This window comes from Microcystis sp. M109S1 (genome assembly GCF_020247025.1).
Classification (GTDB): domain Bacteria; phylum Cyanobacteriota; class Cyanobacteriia; order Cyanobacteriales; family Microcystaceae; genus Microcystis.
In genome coordinates, this window is the sequence record NZ_JADBRW010000073.1 from 12,158 (window position 1) to 28,258 (window position 16,101).

A 16,101-nucleotide genomic window follows, 5' to 3' on the forward strand; every position below is an offset into this window, starting at 1 on the left:
GGGGTGGGTGCCAACCTGCCCAAAGTACCCCTCTGACTCCTGACTAAAATGACAATTATCCAAGAAAAAACTCTCGCCCAAAAAGTCCGCGCCGATTTCCCTATCCTTCATCAAACCGTACACGATAAACCCCTTATCTATTTCGATAGTGCCGCCACTTCCCAAAAACCGATTCAAGTATTAGAAACCCTGCGAAACTATTACGAAAAAGATAACGCCAATGTGCATCGGGGGGCGCATACTTTAAGTGTCCGGGCAACGGAAGCCTACGAAGGGGCCAGAGATAAGGTCGCTAGGTTTATTAATGCCGCTTCTCGTCGGGAAATTGTCTATACTCGCAACGCCACGGAAGCGATTAATTTAGTCGCCTACAGTTGGGCATTAAATACCCTGAAAGCAGGGGATGAAATTATTCTCTCGGTCATGGAACACCACAGTAATTTAATCCCCTGGCAAATTATCTCCCAAAAGACGGGGGCGGTGATTAAATATGTGCAATTAACCAGCGAAGAAAGCTTTGATTTAGAACAATATAAATCCTTATTATCTGACAAAACTAAATTAGTTGCTGTCCTTCATGTTTCTAACACCTTAGGCTGTATTAATCCCGTTGCCGAAATAGTCAGCCTTGCCCATCAAGTCGGGGCGAAAGTATTAATTGATGCCTGTCAAAGTGTCCCCCATTTAGCCATTGATGTGCAGGCCATAGATTGTGATTGGTTGGTGGCTAGTGGTCATAAAATGTGCGCCCCCACCGGTATTGGATTTTTGTACGGCAAAGAGGCCATTTTAGAGGCAATGCCGCCCTTTTTTGGTGGTGGCGAAATGATTGCGGAAGTCTATTTAGACCATTTTACCTGTGCCGAACTGCCCCACAAATTTGAAGCTGGAACCCCCGCTATCGGCGAAGCGATTGCTCTCGGTGCTGCGGTAGAATATTTAATGGGTTTAGGTATGGATAATATTCATGCCTACGAAGAAGAATTAACCGCTCATTTGTTCAAAAAATTAGGAGAAATTGAGGGTTTAAGAATTTACGGTCCGCCACCTAGTTTAACGGGCCAGGGTCGGGCTAGTTTAGCCGCCTTTAATGTGGAAGGGATTCATGCTAGTGATTTAGCTACTTTATTAGACCAGGAAGGAGTCGCTATTCGTTCCGGTCATCACTGTACCCAACCTCTACACCGCCTTTTTGATGCTTCCGGCAGCGCGCGGGCAAGTCTATATTTTTATAATACCCGAGAAGAAATCGATCGCTTTATTGTCGCTTTACAGGAAACTATTGATTTCTTTGCCAATTGTTTTTCTTAGGGGGATTTCTAGCCCTTTTCCTGTTCTTAAAGAGTGAAGGAAGTTACTTATTATTATCAAGGAATTTGTCCCGAAACGGGCGAGTTATTGCGCTTGCCCCGCACTCTTTTGGCTGAAAAAATTGCCCAAGATTTGATGACAACTATCACCAATCCTCAAGGTAAAATGTATGGAATTTTGTTAGGAGAAAATGCTGCTGGCGAAATAGAAGTTTTAAAAGCTTTTTCTGGACAGGGAGAAGCTGCTGGCTGGGTTCCGTCCCTAGTGGGGAGAGAAAAAATTATTCGGGAAGAAAAGCGAGTTTTGCAACTTTTAGAAACAATTAAACAGGAAATTATTACCCTACAATCAATTCCCGAACATAATTTATATCGACTCAATCAAGCAAATTTTGAGCGCAAAATACAAGCTTTACAGCAACAACATCAAAACAATAAACAGGAACGAGATAGGTTAAGAAATTCAGGAAATTTAAACCCAGAAGAATTAGAAAAATTAAATAATATCAGTCGTCAGGAAAAAAGAGCAAGAAAGCAATTAAAACAGGAAGAAAAACAAGTTTTAGAACCCTTAATTGATAAAATAAATGTAGCCAATCAGAGAATTATTGAACTTAAGCAACAGCGTAGGAACCTCTCCAAACAGTTACAGGAATTGCTGTATCAATCCTACTGTTTAAACAACTTTTCTGGACAATCTCTCTCCTTGGCTAAATTGATGGGCAGTAATTTGTTACCGACGGGAACAGGGGAATGTTGCGCCCCGAAATTATTAAATTATGCCGCCATGAAAGGATTAAAACCTGTCGCCATGGCCGAATTTTGGTGGGGAGAATCGAATCGAGATAGAAAACAGGGAGAATTTTATGGCGCTTGTCAAGAAAGATGTCAACCTCTCATGGGTTTTTTACTTTCTGGTTTACGTTCATCCCTAGAAATTATCTACGAAGACGAGGGAATAATTGCTATTAATAAACCCGCGGGATTATTAGCGGTAGCAGGACGTTATCAAGATAGTCAAGATGCTGTGGTCAATCGGTTTCGTCGTCAGGGAAAAAATGTCATTCCAGTTCATCGTTTAGACCGAGAAACTTCGGGATTATTATTACTAGCTAAAAGTTTAGATATTTATCGTTGTTTATCCCAACAATTTCAACAGCGAGAAGTGGAAAAAATCTACGAAGCTATATTATCAGAAATTATTGAGCGAGAATCAGGCATAATTGACCTACCTCTCTGGGGAAATCCGCAAAATCGACCCTATCAAACTGTGGACTGGCAAAGGGGAAAAGCTAGTCAAACCTATTTTAAAGTTGTCGGTAAAGAAGGCAATTATTCTCGGCTAGAATTTATTCCCTACACGGGAAGAACCCATCAAATTCGTGTTCATAGTCAACAGGGATTAGGGATAGGAATTTTAGGCGATCGCTTGTACAATGGTAAGCAGTCCGACCGTTTATACCTACACGCTAAACAATTATCTTTTCGTCATCCTCAGACCGAAACTGAACTTGATCTCATCATTCCCACCCCCTTTTGAGAGCTATAATTGCTAACAGCAACAAATTAGGTTTTATCTATTGATTCAATGGTTGGCAAATCTTCATATTTTTGACTCCTTTGCTTGAATGAACGAGCATGGTGCGTTCTCAAAAATCTATCGGTGCAGCAGTAGAAGCCACATTAGGGAACGCACCCTACAGCTGTTATCAACCCGGCAGCGCGGGAACTTCAGTCAGTAACCACCTTCTTCGGCCGGATGAATAATAGCTTTGATTTTCATTAGATTCAGAATTCTTGAAAAGTTATCTCTTATTTTAAGATCAATCTGGAAGTTGGGTTTCCTTGCGTCAACCCAACCTACGAGCGATGCGCTCTGCTACGCAGTGCCTTCGGCATCGCACTATTTTTTTGCTTTTCTGTGATCTGCACCATCTTGCCTGTAACTGATAGTCTTAGAAGGATCAACCTTTGGTAAACTGTTTTGTGGGACTGGAGGGGGTGATGGCTGGGTTGGGGGTTGAACCGGGTTTTGGTTTTGTGGTTTTTCTGCCATTTTGAGCACCTCGAACAAGACTAACATTAAGCTTACCTATGATTATACTTTAAGTTCTATAAAGGTTGTGAATGAAAGTATCGATAAGATAAACACAAAACTTGCCATAGTTCTAACTCTCAGTGGTGTTTTGGTAAATTTTGGAAAAGACCTACCCGGCTATGCCGTAGTTGCTACATCTGTCAATTCAACTTATCCTTGCCTGTTTTGCTATTTAATGAAATTGAGTGCTTATATTTTAATAATCACTGCTATTGCCATTGCTTTATGGGGTTTATGGCCATCAATTGGTGGCAAAATTATTTTACCAGAACAATTACTCGAAGATGAGTGGAATCTTATTGAAGAAGAAAATTATATGAAAGCTCTAATTAAATATCTAGAAAAAGAAACACTGTTGGTCTTAAATGATATCCGGGACATAAAGGCAAGTAGATTAGATTGGTCTATCCGAGCAATAGCATCAGCAGTTATTTTGTTGGGATTAGATGAGATTCTAACTATTTCAATTCCTGTGTTACAAAAGCTTTAGAACCGCTCCCCGCAGTCTAGCACTCTCCCCCATGCTAATATCCCACCCCCATCGGTCTAACACCCCCTTAACTAAGGCGGTTTAATCACCTCAATTTGGGCATAATTACTGCTACAAGGCGGATTTTACCCCATTTAAGGTAAAGGCGAAATTAAAAATTGTTGCTACTCTACAGCAAAACGTCTAGAATGGTCATTAATTTTTGTGAATGGTCGGGTCTTCTAACCGAAGGCATTGACGAAAAACACATTGTATCTGTCCTAGAGGCACTATGAAAAAGCTTAAGCAATACTGGACTGCTGAAGCACTGGAAAAAGACTTAGGCGATCCTCTCAATCCTGATAATCCTCTATCCTACAAGCGGGTGATCGAAATTGACGAGAGCGAAGAATTTCCCCACGAGGAAATTCGCTGGTTATACGACTGGAAACTCCAACACTACTACATTCCCACCGATTGCGGCGGTGAATTTACCTCTTTTGAGGAATTTGTCGCTTTTGTGCGGGTACTTTCCCGACGGGATCAAACTATCGGTATCGCTTTTACTACCCTATTCTGGTCGTTTTTAAACTGGATGGCGGGAACCCCAGAACAGAAACAGAAGCTCGCCCGTTTTATCATGGATGACTATGGGGCGATGTGTCTGGGTTACTCGGAAAAGGAACACGGTAGCGATCTGATCAATGGTGATCTGACCGCGACGAAGGTGGAAGGAGGTTATATTCTCAATGGGGAGAAATGGCCGATTAACCGGGCGACTATCTCTGGAGTTTCCTTTATTTTGGCGAAAACCGATGCTAACGGCGGGCCGAAGTGTTTAACCCTATTTATGGTAGATAAACGGCAATTAGACCCCGAAAAATACTATAATTTGCCGAAAATATACACCCATGGCGTGCGTGCCTCGGATATGAGTGGCATTGGTTTTAAGGATTGTTTCGTCCCCGATTCCATGCGTTTACGGGAGGAGGGAGACGGTTTAGAATTAGCTCTGAAAGGTTTCCAGATTACCCGGATGTTGTGCGCTGCTTTTTCCCACGGGGCAGCCGATACCGCTTTAAGAACTACCCTCAGTTTTGCCGTTAATCGGGTAATTTATCACAAAACTGTGATGGATTTGCCCCAACCCCGGCGCACTCTCGTCGATGCTTTCCTTGACATCCTTATTTGTGATTGCGAGACGATTCCGGCCGCAAGAGGTTTTCATATTATCCCCGAACAGTTTAGCGTCTGGGCTTCGGTGGTAAAATATTTTGTTACTGTCCGTCTGGAGGAGATGGTTAATAGTGTTTATGTGGTGTTGGGATCGCGTTTTTATATGCGAGAAGAACACGAATTCGGCATCTTCCAGAAGCTACTGCGGGATAATTCGATTATCAGTATGTTTGACGGCAGTTCGATCGTCAATCTTCATGCTTTAATCCTACAATTGCGTCCTTTAACCAAATATCGGGCTAAAGGCAACTCGCGCACGATGTCGGCGTTAAAAACCCGTTTAGAGGCGATTTTTAGCCTAGAAAAGTCAGTTCCTCCCTTTGAACCCAATAATTTAGAATTATTTGGCCGGGGAATGGATGATTCCCTACAGGGTTTAGAGATTGCCCTTGATATGCTCGAGGGATTGAAAAATTCTGACGAAGTGGACGCAGAGATATTAGAAAATCTGTTGATGTTGGGTAATTTAGTTTTAGAGGAACTAAATGCTCACGATGAACAGATTAGTCAATCGAAATTCGAGTATGGTCACGACCAATCACCCGAATTGTTCGAGATTGCCAAGAAATACTGTACTTTACACGCTGCTTCCGCTTGTTTACACACTTGGCTTTATAATCGTTCCATCTTGGGTGAATTTTTTGCCCAGGGGGAATGGTTGGTGTTGAGTTTATACCGATTACTGCGAACTCTGCGGCCGCTGCCTTACACTCTATCTGAGGTGTATATAGAAAATGTTGCCCAAGAATTGCTGAAATTATATCGGGAAAATCAACATTTTTCGATCGTGCCTTTTCAATTAGCCCATTCACAAACTACCGAGGAAAAAACCCATGAACTCCAACTCCAATCTTAATAATCTCGTACAAAATTGGTTAGTTAAACAGTTAGCCGATCAGTTATCTTTGGATGCAAAAACGATTAATGTGACTGAACCTTTAACTCGTTATGGTTTAGATTCGATCGATGCGGTAACGATGGTGGGTGATCTAGAAGATTGGGTTGGTCAAGAGTTACCTTCTACCCTTTTCTGGGATCATTCTACTATTGAAAAAGCGTCTCTTTTCCTAGTAGAAAACTACGATCTTTCTAATCTTTCCGGTGAGGAAACCCCCGCAGAAGTTGCCCCCGTCGCTGAAAAAGCCGAACCGGCCGTTAGTGGTGGCAAAGGTTGGAGTTTATTCGGTCGTCGTTAATTTTAGGTGTAGGGTGGGTTAGGCGACGACAATTTATGCTAGGGAAAATTATCTAGTATTCGCCGTAACCCACCTATATTAGTTATCAATTGGCTCTGTTCTCTACTCACCAGTATAGGAATTGCTAAGTACCTAAACAAAATTAATTACCCATTTTTCCGTAAAGCAACAATCGCTGTATTTCTTTTCTGTTGCCCGTTCCGCAGTTCCGGAGTTCCCTCTCACCACTAGGAAATTTATTTTGTACGACTACTTATAAATTGAAATATACAAAAAAGGGCGATCAATTGAGCGCCCTTTTCTCTGAATAAATAACAAAAATTAGCTCAAGATATACACCAGTAAAAACAGGATAATCCAGACCACATCGACGAAATGCCAGTATAATTCTGCCGCTTCCACACCAAAATGAGATTGACTAGAATAGTGGTCTTTTTGACGAGAACGCCAGAGGACAGATAGAATTAGCACTAAACCAAAAGTAACGTGGAGACCGTGGAATCCGGTTAAGGCATAAAAAGCGCTGGTAAAAACATTAGTTTTGAGACCAAATTCAGCGTGACTATATTCGTATCCTTGACCACAAAGGAAGATAATTCCCATCAGGGCAGTAATACCGAACCAAAATTGTAAACCGGCGTTATTGTTTTGTTTAATGGCTTTTTGTCCCATGTGCATAACAAAACTACTGGACACCAGAATAATCGTGTTAATTGTCGGTAGGGTTAATTCTAATTCTGGTGTGCCAGCGGGAGGCCAAACGGGTAACATGGTACGGTAGAGCAAGAAAGCGGTAAATAAGCCCAAAAAGATGGAACTTTCCGCCACTAGAAACAAAACCAAACCGAATAGGCGATGATCTGGGTGGCCATGATGTCCGTGTTCCACCGTTTCTTGATGATAATTGACAGAGAGTTGAGAATCTTTGATCGCTGAACCTTGCATGATTGAATGTCCTTAGTTTACACGGGAGACGGGGAGCTTTTTTTCAGTGATCAGTAAACAGTAAACAGTAATCAGTGAACTGAAAACTCACATCTGATAACTGATAACTGATAACTGATAACTGATAACTGATTATTGGGATTCGGAGCCCACTTCGGCGAGGATATCTTGTACTGATTCCGCTGCTTCTGATTCCTCCATATCAATACCGTAATCGTAGGGGCCGGACCAAAGAATCGGCATTTCCTCGAAATTCTCGATAATTGGGGGAGAGGAGGTTTGCCATTCTAGGGTTAAAGCGCGCCAAGGATTACGACCGGCGGGTTGACCTTTAAAGGCACTCCAGACCATATTAATAGCAAAGGGAATACTCGATATACCGAGAATATAAGCTCCTGCGGTACTAAGAACATTTAAATCCTGAAACTGCACATCATACAGAGCAATACGACGGTTCATACCCAATAATCCCAATTCGTGCATCGGCATGAAAGTTAAATTCAAACCGATAAAAGTGAGAACAAAGTGGATACGACCGAGAGTCTCGTTATACATCCGTCCGGTCATTTTCGGGAACCAATGGTAAACGGCAGAAAAGAGGGCCATTGCCGTACCACCAAATAGTACATAATGGAAGTGACCGACGACAAAATAGGTATCGTGGACGTGGATATCGAAGGGAACAGAAGCCAACATAATCCCGGTCAAACCACCGATGAGGAAGGAAGACAGGAAACCGATCCCAAATAACAAAGACGTATTGAGACTAAGTTTACCCCCCCAAAGAGTGGCACACCAACTAAAGATTTTAATGCCAGTGGGAACGGCGATTAACATAGTTGCCGCCATGAAAAACATCCGTAACCAGCCGGGGGTGCCGCTGGTGAACATATGGTGGGCCCAAACGATTAAACCCAAGAAACAGATGGTGAGACTGGAATAGGCGATCGCTCGATAACCAAAAATCGGTTTACGCGCATGAACCGGTAATATCTCTGATATCGTGCCGAAAAAGGGCAAAATCATGATATAAACAGCAGGATGGGAGTAAAACCAGAACATATGCTGATAAATCACCGGATCGCCGCCGCCGGCAGGATTAAAAAAGCTCGTGCCAGCGATTAAATCAAAGGACAAGAGAACAAGAGCAGAAGCAAGAACGGGTGTGGAAAGCAGTACCAGAGTCGAAGTGGCCAGCATTGCCCAACAAAATAGCGGCATACTGTACAAATCCATCTCAGGAATCCGCATTTTCAGGATCGTGGTGATAAAATTAATCGAGCCTAAAATCGAAGAAGTCCCGATCAATAAAAGGCTCAAAATCCACAATTCTTCCCCCCATTTGCCGCTAATTAAGCTTAAAGGTGGGTAGGAAGTCCAACCGGACTGGGGAGCGCCGACAAAGAAACTGGATAATAATAGCAGCCCGCCGGGGGGATTAAGCCAGAAAGCCACAGCGTTAAGACGAGGAAAAGCCATATCTTCGGCCCCAATCATCAGGGGAATGAGATAATTGGCAAAACCTGCCCCAACCGGAACGATCCAAAGAAAGATCATGATCGTTCCGTGCATGGTCATAAATTGGTTATATAGTTCTGGGGAGACGAAATCGGGGTCGGGAGTGGCTAATTCTGTCCGCAGCACTTCCGCGAAAGCACCGCCAATAAAGAAGAAAAGAAAGGCAGTCACCAGATATTGAATACCGATAACTTTATGATCGGTGCAGAAAGTAAAGTAATCTGTCCACTTGCGGTGATGGATCACCTCGGGAACGGTTGCTGGGGTGGTTATTTCCGTTGATGCTGTCATAATGCCAAGATTTTAGATGACAAGAAAAATTACATTTGGTGCTGATGGGAAACTTGGGCGAGGATTTCAGCGTCGATGCCCATTTCTTCGGTGTAGGGGGTCAAATATTGACTATCAGAGCGATCTTTAGCGGTCATGGCTACGGTTTGATCGCTGTCAACTTCAGCGATTGTGTTATCCTGCACCCATTGGTCGTAATCTGCTTGGGAGTGAACCACAAAGCTAGATTTCATGCCACCGTGATAGGCCCCGCAAAGTTCCGCACAAATGATCGGATATTGACCAATTTGATTGGATGTGAACGATAACACCGTTTCTTGTCCGGGGATAACGTCCTGTTTTAGACGCAATTGGGGAACCCAGAAAGCATGGATCACATCTCCCGCTTCCATATTCAGTTGCACGGGGCGATTGACGGGAGCGTGCAGTTCCCCGGAAACAATGCCAGTTTCGGGATAGGTGAAGATCCAAGCGTATTGAATACCTTTAACATTGACCACTAGGGGGGGAACTCCTTCACCATCGTAGGAATTGCCGATACCTAGGGCTACTCTGCGATCGCCGCTCAGGGCTATCATCGTGCCGTGGTGATGACCGTGGTGGGCGATTTCTCCTTTGTCACCCTTGGAAATCAAGGGATCAAGACCGCCGATATTGTTATAAATCTCGAAGCTATAGACGGCAAGGATAAAGACGATTACCGTCGGGATGGCTGTCCAGAAGATTTCTAGGGGGACATTGCCCTCCACTGCCGGCCCGTCGGTTTGATCCCCCGGTTGGCGACGAAAGCGAATCACTATATAAACGATCACGCCTTCAACTATTAAAAATAGTCCCGTGGCGATGGTCATCATCAGATTAAAGATACTATCTATTTCCTTGGCATCTTCGGAAGCTGCCACGGGCATTAAGCCATGATTTTGGCCATACCAGAGACTAATTAAGGTCAAGGCGATCCCGAGTACAAGGGTCAGGATACTGCTGGGAATTTTCACGGTCTTTTCAATATTTTCAATAGTGCCTACTTATTCAAGGCTAAAACATGATTCCCCTATAGATGGGAAATTTAACCAGCATCTTCTGAGAATTTTATCTTTTCTTTGGGATCGTTTTCAGGGAAAGTATTTAAAATCACTAATTTTTATATTTTATTCTGAGTTTATGTAAACAAATGTAACGGAAATGGCCAGAAATCTAAAGAATATCTAAAAGGTTTTACCGGTCGTAAAAAAACTCATTCACAGTGATAACTAACTGGCAAACAAAGCCATGATCTTTGATGACAGACTCCTTGAGAACAGGCAAACCGATGACCGAATCTGTTTTTAACCCGACACCCCTAAGAGAAACCGGCAATATTCAGGTGTGGATGCGCCGCTTAGTCTGGAAAATTGCGATCGCTACTTTCGCCCTGATGGTGGTGGGTGCTGCCACCAGAGTTATGAACGCCGGTTTAGCTTGTCCCGATTGGCCTCTGTGTTACGGTCAATGGATTCCCAGTCAGCAGATGAATCTACAGGTATTTCTGGAGTGGTTTCATCGTCTCGATGCCTCTTTGATCGGGTTTAGTACGCTCGCTCTCGTCGGTCTGTCTTGGTGGTATCGTCGCCATCTTCCCCCTTGGCTGTTCCCCTCTGCGATCGCTGCTTTGGCTTTAATTCTCCTGCAAGGAGTCCTGGGAGGATTAACCGTGACCCAATTACTGCGATTTGACATCGTAACCGCCCATTTAGGCACAGCTTTGCTCTTTTTTGCTACCCTAATCGTCATTGCTATCTGTCTGACTCCCTACCGTCCCACAGGTACAGTCGGGAAACTAACTTGGCTCGGAATGGTCGCCACCGGTCTAGTTTATCTGCAATGTCTCCTCGGCGGTCTCGTCGGTTCCCGTTGGGCTGCCCATCAGTGTTTAACGGTTTCCCAACTCTGCACCGTGATGAATAGCCACATTATCGGGGTTTTTCCCGCCACTATCTCGGTGTTAACCCTAGTTTTCTTCGCTTGGCGAATTGCCGCTATCCATCCTCTCCTCAAAAAACTAGCTTTTAGCGCCGGGGGATTAGTCGCCCTACAGGTGTTTTTAGGCGTTGCCACCCTGAAACTGCATCTACAGGTGGAACCCTTAACCATTACCCACCACAGCATCGGTGCGCTATTGGTGGGAACCCTCGTCGCTTTTACCACTTTCGCCCTTCGCGATCGTTCTTTCGCTCCTATAAGCCATCTCTAAGGATTTAATCACGATGACTGGAACTCAAGCCCTTCGCCACCACGATAATTTTTTACAAGTCGCTAAAAGTTATTATCAACTCACTAAACCGCGAATTATTCCTCTACTGCTGATTACCACGGCCGCTTCTATGGAAATCGCCTCTAAAGGCCAGGTTTCCCCCCTCTTACTCTTTCTTACCCTCCTCGGTGGCACTCTCGCCGCCGCCGCCGCTCAAACCTTAAACTGCATCTATGATCGCGACATCGATCACACCATGCTTCGCACCCGCGCCCGTCCGATCCCCTCCGGTCGCGTGCAACCCCTCCACGCCCTCATTTTTGCCCTCGTTTTAGCCTCCCTTTCCCTAGCACTTTTTGTCTTTTTTGTCAATACTTTGAGCGGATTTTTAGCAATGACCGGCATCGCATTTTATATGCTGATTTATACCCATCTGCTCAAGCGTCATAGTATCCAAAATATTGTTATCGGTGGCGCGGCTGGCTCGATTCCTCCCCTAGTCGGTTGGGCGGCAGTAACGGGCGATCTCGGTTGGATTCCTTGGATTTTATTCGCAATTATTTTCCTTTGGACTCCTCCCCATTTTTGGGCTTTGGCTTTAATGATCAAGGATGATTATGCAGAAGTGGATATCCCGATGATGCCCGTAGTTAAAGGGGAAGAAGCCACTAGCGAGCAGATTTGGCTCTATACTTTAATCGTCGTTCCTTTCACTTTCCTCCTGATTTATCCCTTGGCTGCCTGTGGTGTGGTCTATGGTGTAGTGGCTTTAATTTTAGGGTTTGTTTTCCTGAAAAAAGCTTGGCGATTAAAACAGAATCCTTTTGATCGGGACATCGCTCGATCGCTGTTTAAATATTCCATTCTTTACATGATGTTATTATGTACAGCTATGGTGATCGATAGTTTACCCATGACCTCTCGTCTCCTCGCTACAATTGCCAGTTTATTCTCCTGTAGTTAATCTCAGTTATCAGTTATCAGTTATCAGTTATCAGATGTGAGTTTTAGGTGAGCAGTATTAAATAGCAGTTTCCTAGTGTCTTTTCAATGTTTACTGATCACTGATCACTGAAAAACCCCACTTCCCGACTACTGATTGCGACTAAGGGAGTTAATTCGCTCGATTAGTTGGGCTAAGATTTCTTGTAATTGTCGATCTTGATGTTGGGAAAGGTTGATTTTATCACAGCTATAAATAACAGTGGTGTGATCTTTACCGCCAAATTCTTCGCCAATGCGCGGTAAGCTTAAATCCGTGTGTTGACGCATCAAATACATCCCAATCTGTCGGGCAAAACTAATTTCTCGTCGGCGGGAATTTCCTTTTAGATCGGCGATCGAGAGTTGAAATTTTTCTGCTACTACCGCCATAATAATCTCAGGAGAAGTGGCAATTTTGGCCATTGGTGGATTTAAAACCGGCGCGATATTTTCTACCGTCATCGGCAATCCAGAGATAGAAATATAAGTAGTAGCCCGGATTAATGCCCCCTCTAATTCGCGAATATTAGAAGTATAATTAACGGCAATATATTCGATAACTTCTCTTGGGAGACGCAGATTTTCGTACTCGGCCTTTTTTTGTAAAATTGCCATGCGAGTTTCGATATCCGGTGCTTGGATATCGGCGACTAATCCCATAGAAAAGCGAGAAATTAAACGATCCTGTAAACTGGGAATCTGTTTGGGGAGGCGATCGGAGGCTAAAACCACCTGTTTTCCCGCTTCGTGCAGGGTATTAAAGGTATGAAAAAATTCTTCTTGAGTGTATTCTTTTCCTTCAATAAATTGCAGATCATCCACTAATAATATATCCGCATGGCGATAATGATTACGAAAACTTTCCATACTATCTTGACGGATAGCAGTGATTAAATCATTAGTAAATTGTTCCGTCGATACATAAGAAACCCTGGATTGGGGATATAATTCCAGACGATAATGACCGATCGCTTGCATTAAATGGGTTTTCCCTAATCCCACTCCACCACAAAGAAAAAGCGGGTTAAATTCGCGTCCGGGTAATTCCGCTACCGCTAAAGCAGCCGCGTGGGCCATGCGATTAGTTGGCCCGACAACAAAACGGGAAAAATTATATTTAGGGTTAAGTTGATTACCGGGGGATAATTCTGATTCTAAGCTAGTGTCAGGCTGGAAAATAGCGATCGAATCGCCCTGTTGTGCCGTTAGTTGAATCTCGACGGGATAACCGACGATATCCTGTACTACTTCGGCAATTGTTGACAGATAATTTTTCTGAAGATGGTTAAGAATAAAGGGATTGGCAGCCTGAATTACTAAGCGATTGTTTTGCCATTCTTTAACCGTCGCTGTTTGAAACCAAGTCTCGAAAGCGGGACGGGTTAATAGTAATTTTAGACGCTCTAGGAGATTATGCCAAAGTTGTTGGGCGCTGCTATCCACGGTTAATTTTGATTAACAAAGTTGATCTAGTGCGGCTGCTGGGAAACCTTATCAGTTTAGCGAGATTTTTCCGCTGACGATAAAATGATTTTCAGAGCTAAACAATTAATCTTTAGACAGATGACGCAAGTTTTAACAATCACCCAATTAGGAAATCCAATTCTACAGCAAAAAGCACCAGCGATCGATAATCTTCTCGATTCTGACTGTCAAAATTTGATCGATTCCCTGATTACCACCGTGCAAGCTGCCCACGGGGTGGGAATCGCCGCGCCCCAAGTTGCTCGGTCTCTGCGTCTGTTTATCGTTGCTTCTCACCCCAATCCTCGTTATCCGGACGCTCCGATGATGCCACCCACTGCCGTGATTAATCCTCGCATTTTGCGGGTCAGCGAGGAAATGGTCAAGGGTTGGGAAGGTTGCCTCAGTGTCCCCAATTTACGCGGTTTTGTCCCCCGTCATCAGTGGATCGAGGTGGACTATTGCGATCGCAATGGTCGCAAAATCCGTCAAGTTTTCAGGGATTTTGTCGCGCGCATCTTTCAACACGAATACGATCATCTCGAAGGAATCCTCTTTCTCGATCGCCTTGCTTCTCCGGCGGATTTATACTCGGAGGAAGAATACCAAAAAATCAGTAATATTGCTGAATATAAGCGATAAAATCGCAAAATCTCTGTATGTCTTCAAAATAAGTTAAATAACTTAACGGGACTATTTTATCTGGCGACAAAATTTTTGTTGGCAAATCTAAATTTTTTGTTAAAATGATAACGATTATCATTCTAGGGAACCAACCTAGCAAACAAATGAACTACTTGACAAAATAAATTAATTATGCAGTAGAACTCTGTCCTCAATTAACTAGGGAGATACTCAAGACTTTTTCGGTGACTAGGAAAATCAATTTTTCCAGGTTTCCGCACCGGAGATAAACCCAAAGACGAGGAAATAAACCGATAGCTTTCATTAGTTATCGTCTAGATGCCCAGAAAAATAAATACTCTAGCAAAGGGTATTTATTGACAATTGGTAAAATCAGAAAACTTTGCCGATTAATTAACTATTGGAGTCTGTAAAAATATCTATGACCTTAGCTAAGTCCAAAGCAATTTTCCACAATGATGACTACAATCACTTTCCCGAAGTGATTACCGAACCTAAATCGCCGGTATCGGAAGCCGAGATGATGCAAGCGGTACGAACACTGCTGTTAGGATTAGGAGAAGACCCCGATCGCGAAGGTTTACGAGACACTCCTAAACGAGTAGTAAAAGCCCTAAAATTTCTCACTTCTGGTTATCAGCAATCCCTCGATGAATTGCTGAATGGGGCAGTTTTTCACGAGGAGGCTAACGAGATGGTTTTAATCCGAGATATCGATATTTTTAGCTCCTGTGAACACCATATTTTACCGATAATCGGCCGCGCTCATGTTGCCTATATTCCTAACGGGAAAGTGATCGGTTTATCGAAAATTGCCCGCATCTGTGAAATGTACGCCAGACGACTGCAAGTACAGGAACGTTTAACCGCACAAATTGCCGATGCTTTACAAGGATTACTGCAACCTCAAGGGGTGGCTGTGGTGATTGAAGCGACTCATATGTGCATGGTAATGCGCGGGGTTCAAAAACCCGGTTCTTGGACTTCTACGAGTGCCGTGCGCGGTATTTTTGCCGATTCTGCTAAGACTCGTCAAGAGTTTATGAGTTTGATTCGTCATAGTCCCGATTTTCACTAATTAGTCAGGGGGATCAGGATTATTTGATTGTCCTATCCCCGGTTTTTTCCTAAGCAAAAAACTAGAGCAAACCTAGCTATTTACTGTTTACTTTTTATTTTTGACTCGCCGTTATCATGCTGATTCGTCCCCGTCGTCTTCGTTATACTCCAGCGATTCGCCGTCTTGTTCGTGAAACCGAATTAACCGTTAATGACTTGATTTATCCTGTTTTTATCATGGAGGGAGAAAATCAAAAGGTGGCTATTCCTTCTATGCCCGATTGTTATCGTTATTCCCTCGATTTATTGCTAAAAGAAGTGGTTAATGCTTATAATTTAGGCATTAATGCCATCGCTCTTTTCCCTCTGATTGCCGAAGATAAAAAAGATAATTTCGGTACAGAAAGTTATAATCCCGATGGTTTAGTACAAAGGACAGTGAAAGCGATTAAAAAAGAAGTCCCTGAAATAATTATTATTACCGATGTTGCCCTTGATCCTTTTTCAATTTATGGTCTTGACATCCTCACCGCCGTAAACGGACGGTGATTCCCAAACCTCACGATTTGGGTTTCTGCTTCTTTCCCGAAGGATTTTTCGCACCTGCCTTAACAGATTTACTCTGTTCTGGTCTTATGGTCGCTCTACAGACTGAC

Annotated in this window: 14 protein-coding genes and 1 pseudogene; 11 read left to right on the forward strand and 4 right to left on the reverse strand. The window is 43.4% G+C overall.

Features of this window, described 5'->3' with window-relative positions:
- Nucleotides 1-48: 48 nt before the first annotated feature.
- The 6 genes from IM322_RS03505 (at nt 49) to IM322_RS03530 (ending at nt 6,309) form a co-directional block, all read left to right on the forward strand.
- Nucleotides 49-1,311: a SufS family cysteine desulfurase gene (locus IM322_RS03505; RefSeq protein ID WP_287676248.1), complete on the forward strand. Its 1,263-nt coding sequence runs from the start codon at nt 49-51 to the stop codon at nt 1,309-1,311.
- 33 nt (nt 1,312-1,344) lie between these two features.
- A complete protein-coding gene (locus IM322_RS03510) occupies nt 1,345-2,850 on the forward strand; it encodes an RluA family pseudouridine synthase (RefSeq protein WP_287676247.1) in 1,506 nt (501 codons plus the stop codon).
- 98 nt (nt 2,851-2,948) lie between these two features.
- Nucleotides 2,949-3,077, forward strand: coding sequence for a hypothetical protein (locus IM322_RS03515; protein WP_287676245.1), 129 nt, complete (start codon nt 2,949-2,951; stop codon nt 3,075-3,077).
- 356 nt (nt 3,078-3,433) lie between these two features.
- Nucleotides 3,434-3,898 (forward strand): Pycsar system effector family protein, encoded by a 465-nt coding sequence (locus IM322_RS03520; RefSeq protein ID WP_287676244.1) that lies wholly within the window; start codon nt 3,434-3,436, stop codon nt 3,896-3,898.
- A 271-nt stretch (nt 3,899-4,169) separates the two neighbouring features.
- A complete protein-coding gene (locus tag IM322_RS03525) occupies nt 4,170-5,969 on the forward strand; it encodes an acyl-CoA dehydrogenase family protein (RefSeq protein WP_287676243.1) in 1,800 nt (599 codons plus the stop codon).
- Nucleotides 5,947-6,309 carry an acyl carrier protein gene (locus IM322_RS03530; protein ID WP_004163872.1) on the forward strand — a complete coding sequence of 121 codons (363 nt, stop codon included), beginning with the start codon at nt 5,947-5,949 and terminating at the stop codon, nt 6,307-6,309. The genes IM322_RS03525 and IM322_RS03530 overlap by 23 nt, the downstream gene beginning before the upstream one ends.
- Before the next feature lie 321 nt (nt 6,310-6,630).
- On the opposite strand, the gene IM322_RS03535 is transcribed toward IM322_RS03530, so the two are convergent.
- The 3 genes from IM322_RS03535 to IM322_RS03545 form a co-directional block, all read right to left on the reverse strand.
- Nucleotides 6,631-7,254 (reverse strand): cytochrome c oxidase subunit 3, encoded by a 624-nt coding sequence (locus tag IM322_RS03535; protein ID WP_286826562.1) that lies wholly within the window; start codon nt 7,252-7,254, stop codon nt 6,631-6,633.
- Between the two features lie 132 nt (nt 7,255-7,386).
- Complete coding sequence (ctaD, locus tag IM322_RS03540) at nt 7,387-9,063, reverse strand: cytochrome c oxidase subunit I (protein WP_287676242.1); 1,677 nt, start codon at nt 9,061-9,063, stop codon at nt 7,387-7,389.
- A 29-nt stretch (nt 9,064-9,092) separates the two neighbouring features.
- On the reverse strand, nt 9,093-10,058 hold the full coding sequence (locus IM322_RS03545; protein WP_287078927.1) for a cytochrome c oxidase subunit II: 966 nt from the start codon (nt 10,056-10,058) through the stop codon (nt 9,093-9,095).
- 314 nt (nt 10,059-10,372) lie between these two features.
- Here IM322_RS03545 and IM322_RS03550 point away from each other — a divergent pair, with 314 nt between their 5' ends.
- Together IM322_RS03550 and IM322_RS03555 are read left to right on the forward strand one after the other, a co-directional pair.
- Nucleotides 10,373-11,293, forward strand: coding sequence for a COX15/CtaA family protein (locus tag IM322_RS03550; protein WP_287676241.1), 921 nt, complete (start codon nt 10,373-10,375; stop codon nt 11,291-11,293).
- A gap of 13 nt (nt 11,294-11,306) precedes the next feature.
- On the forward strand, nt 11,307-12,257 hold the full coding sequence (locus tag IM322_RS03555) for a heme o synthase (RefSeq protein WP_287676239.1): 951 nt from the start codon (nt 11,307-11,309) through the stop codon (nt 12,255-12,257).
- Nucleotides 12,258-12,385: 128 nt separating this feature from the next.
- Here IM322_RS03555 and dnaA read toward each other — a convergent pair whose 3' ends face one another.
- The gene (gene dnaA, locus IM322_RS03560) at nt 12,386-13,720 is read right to left on the reverse strand and encodes a chromosomal replication initiator protein DnaA (RefSeq protein ID WP_286826557.1); all 1,335 of its coding nucleotides are present in this window, start codon (nt 13,718-13,720) and stop codon (nt 12,386-12,388) included.
- An 84-nt stretch (nt 13,721-13,804) separates the two neighbouring features.
- Between dnaA and def the strand changes: the two genes are divergently transcribed.
- The 3 genes and pseudogenes from def to IM322_RS03575 form a co-directional block, all read left to right on the forward strand.
- Nucleotides 13,805-14,383, forward strand: a complete 579-nt coding sequence (def, locus tag IM322_RS03565) for a peptide deformylase (RefSeq protein WP_287676238.1) — start codon at nt 13,805-13,807, stop codon at nt 14,381-14,383.
- Nucleotides 14,384-14,807: 424 nt separating this feature from the next.
- Nucleotides 14,808-15,464, forward strand: a complete 657-nt coding sequence (folE, locus tag IM322_RS03570) for a GTP cyclohydrolase I FolE (protein WP_286826555.1) — start codon at nt 14,808-14,810, stop codon at nt 15,462-15,464.
- A 116-nt stretch (nt 15,465-15,580) separates the two neighbouring features.
- Nucleotides 15,581-15,967, forward strand: a pseudogene (locus tag IM322_RS03575) (porphobilinogen synthase); the annotation flags it as partial.
- Nucleotides 15,968-16,101: the final 134 nt, after the last annotated feature.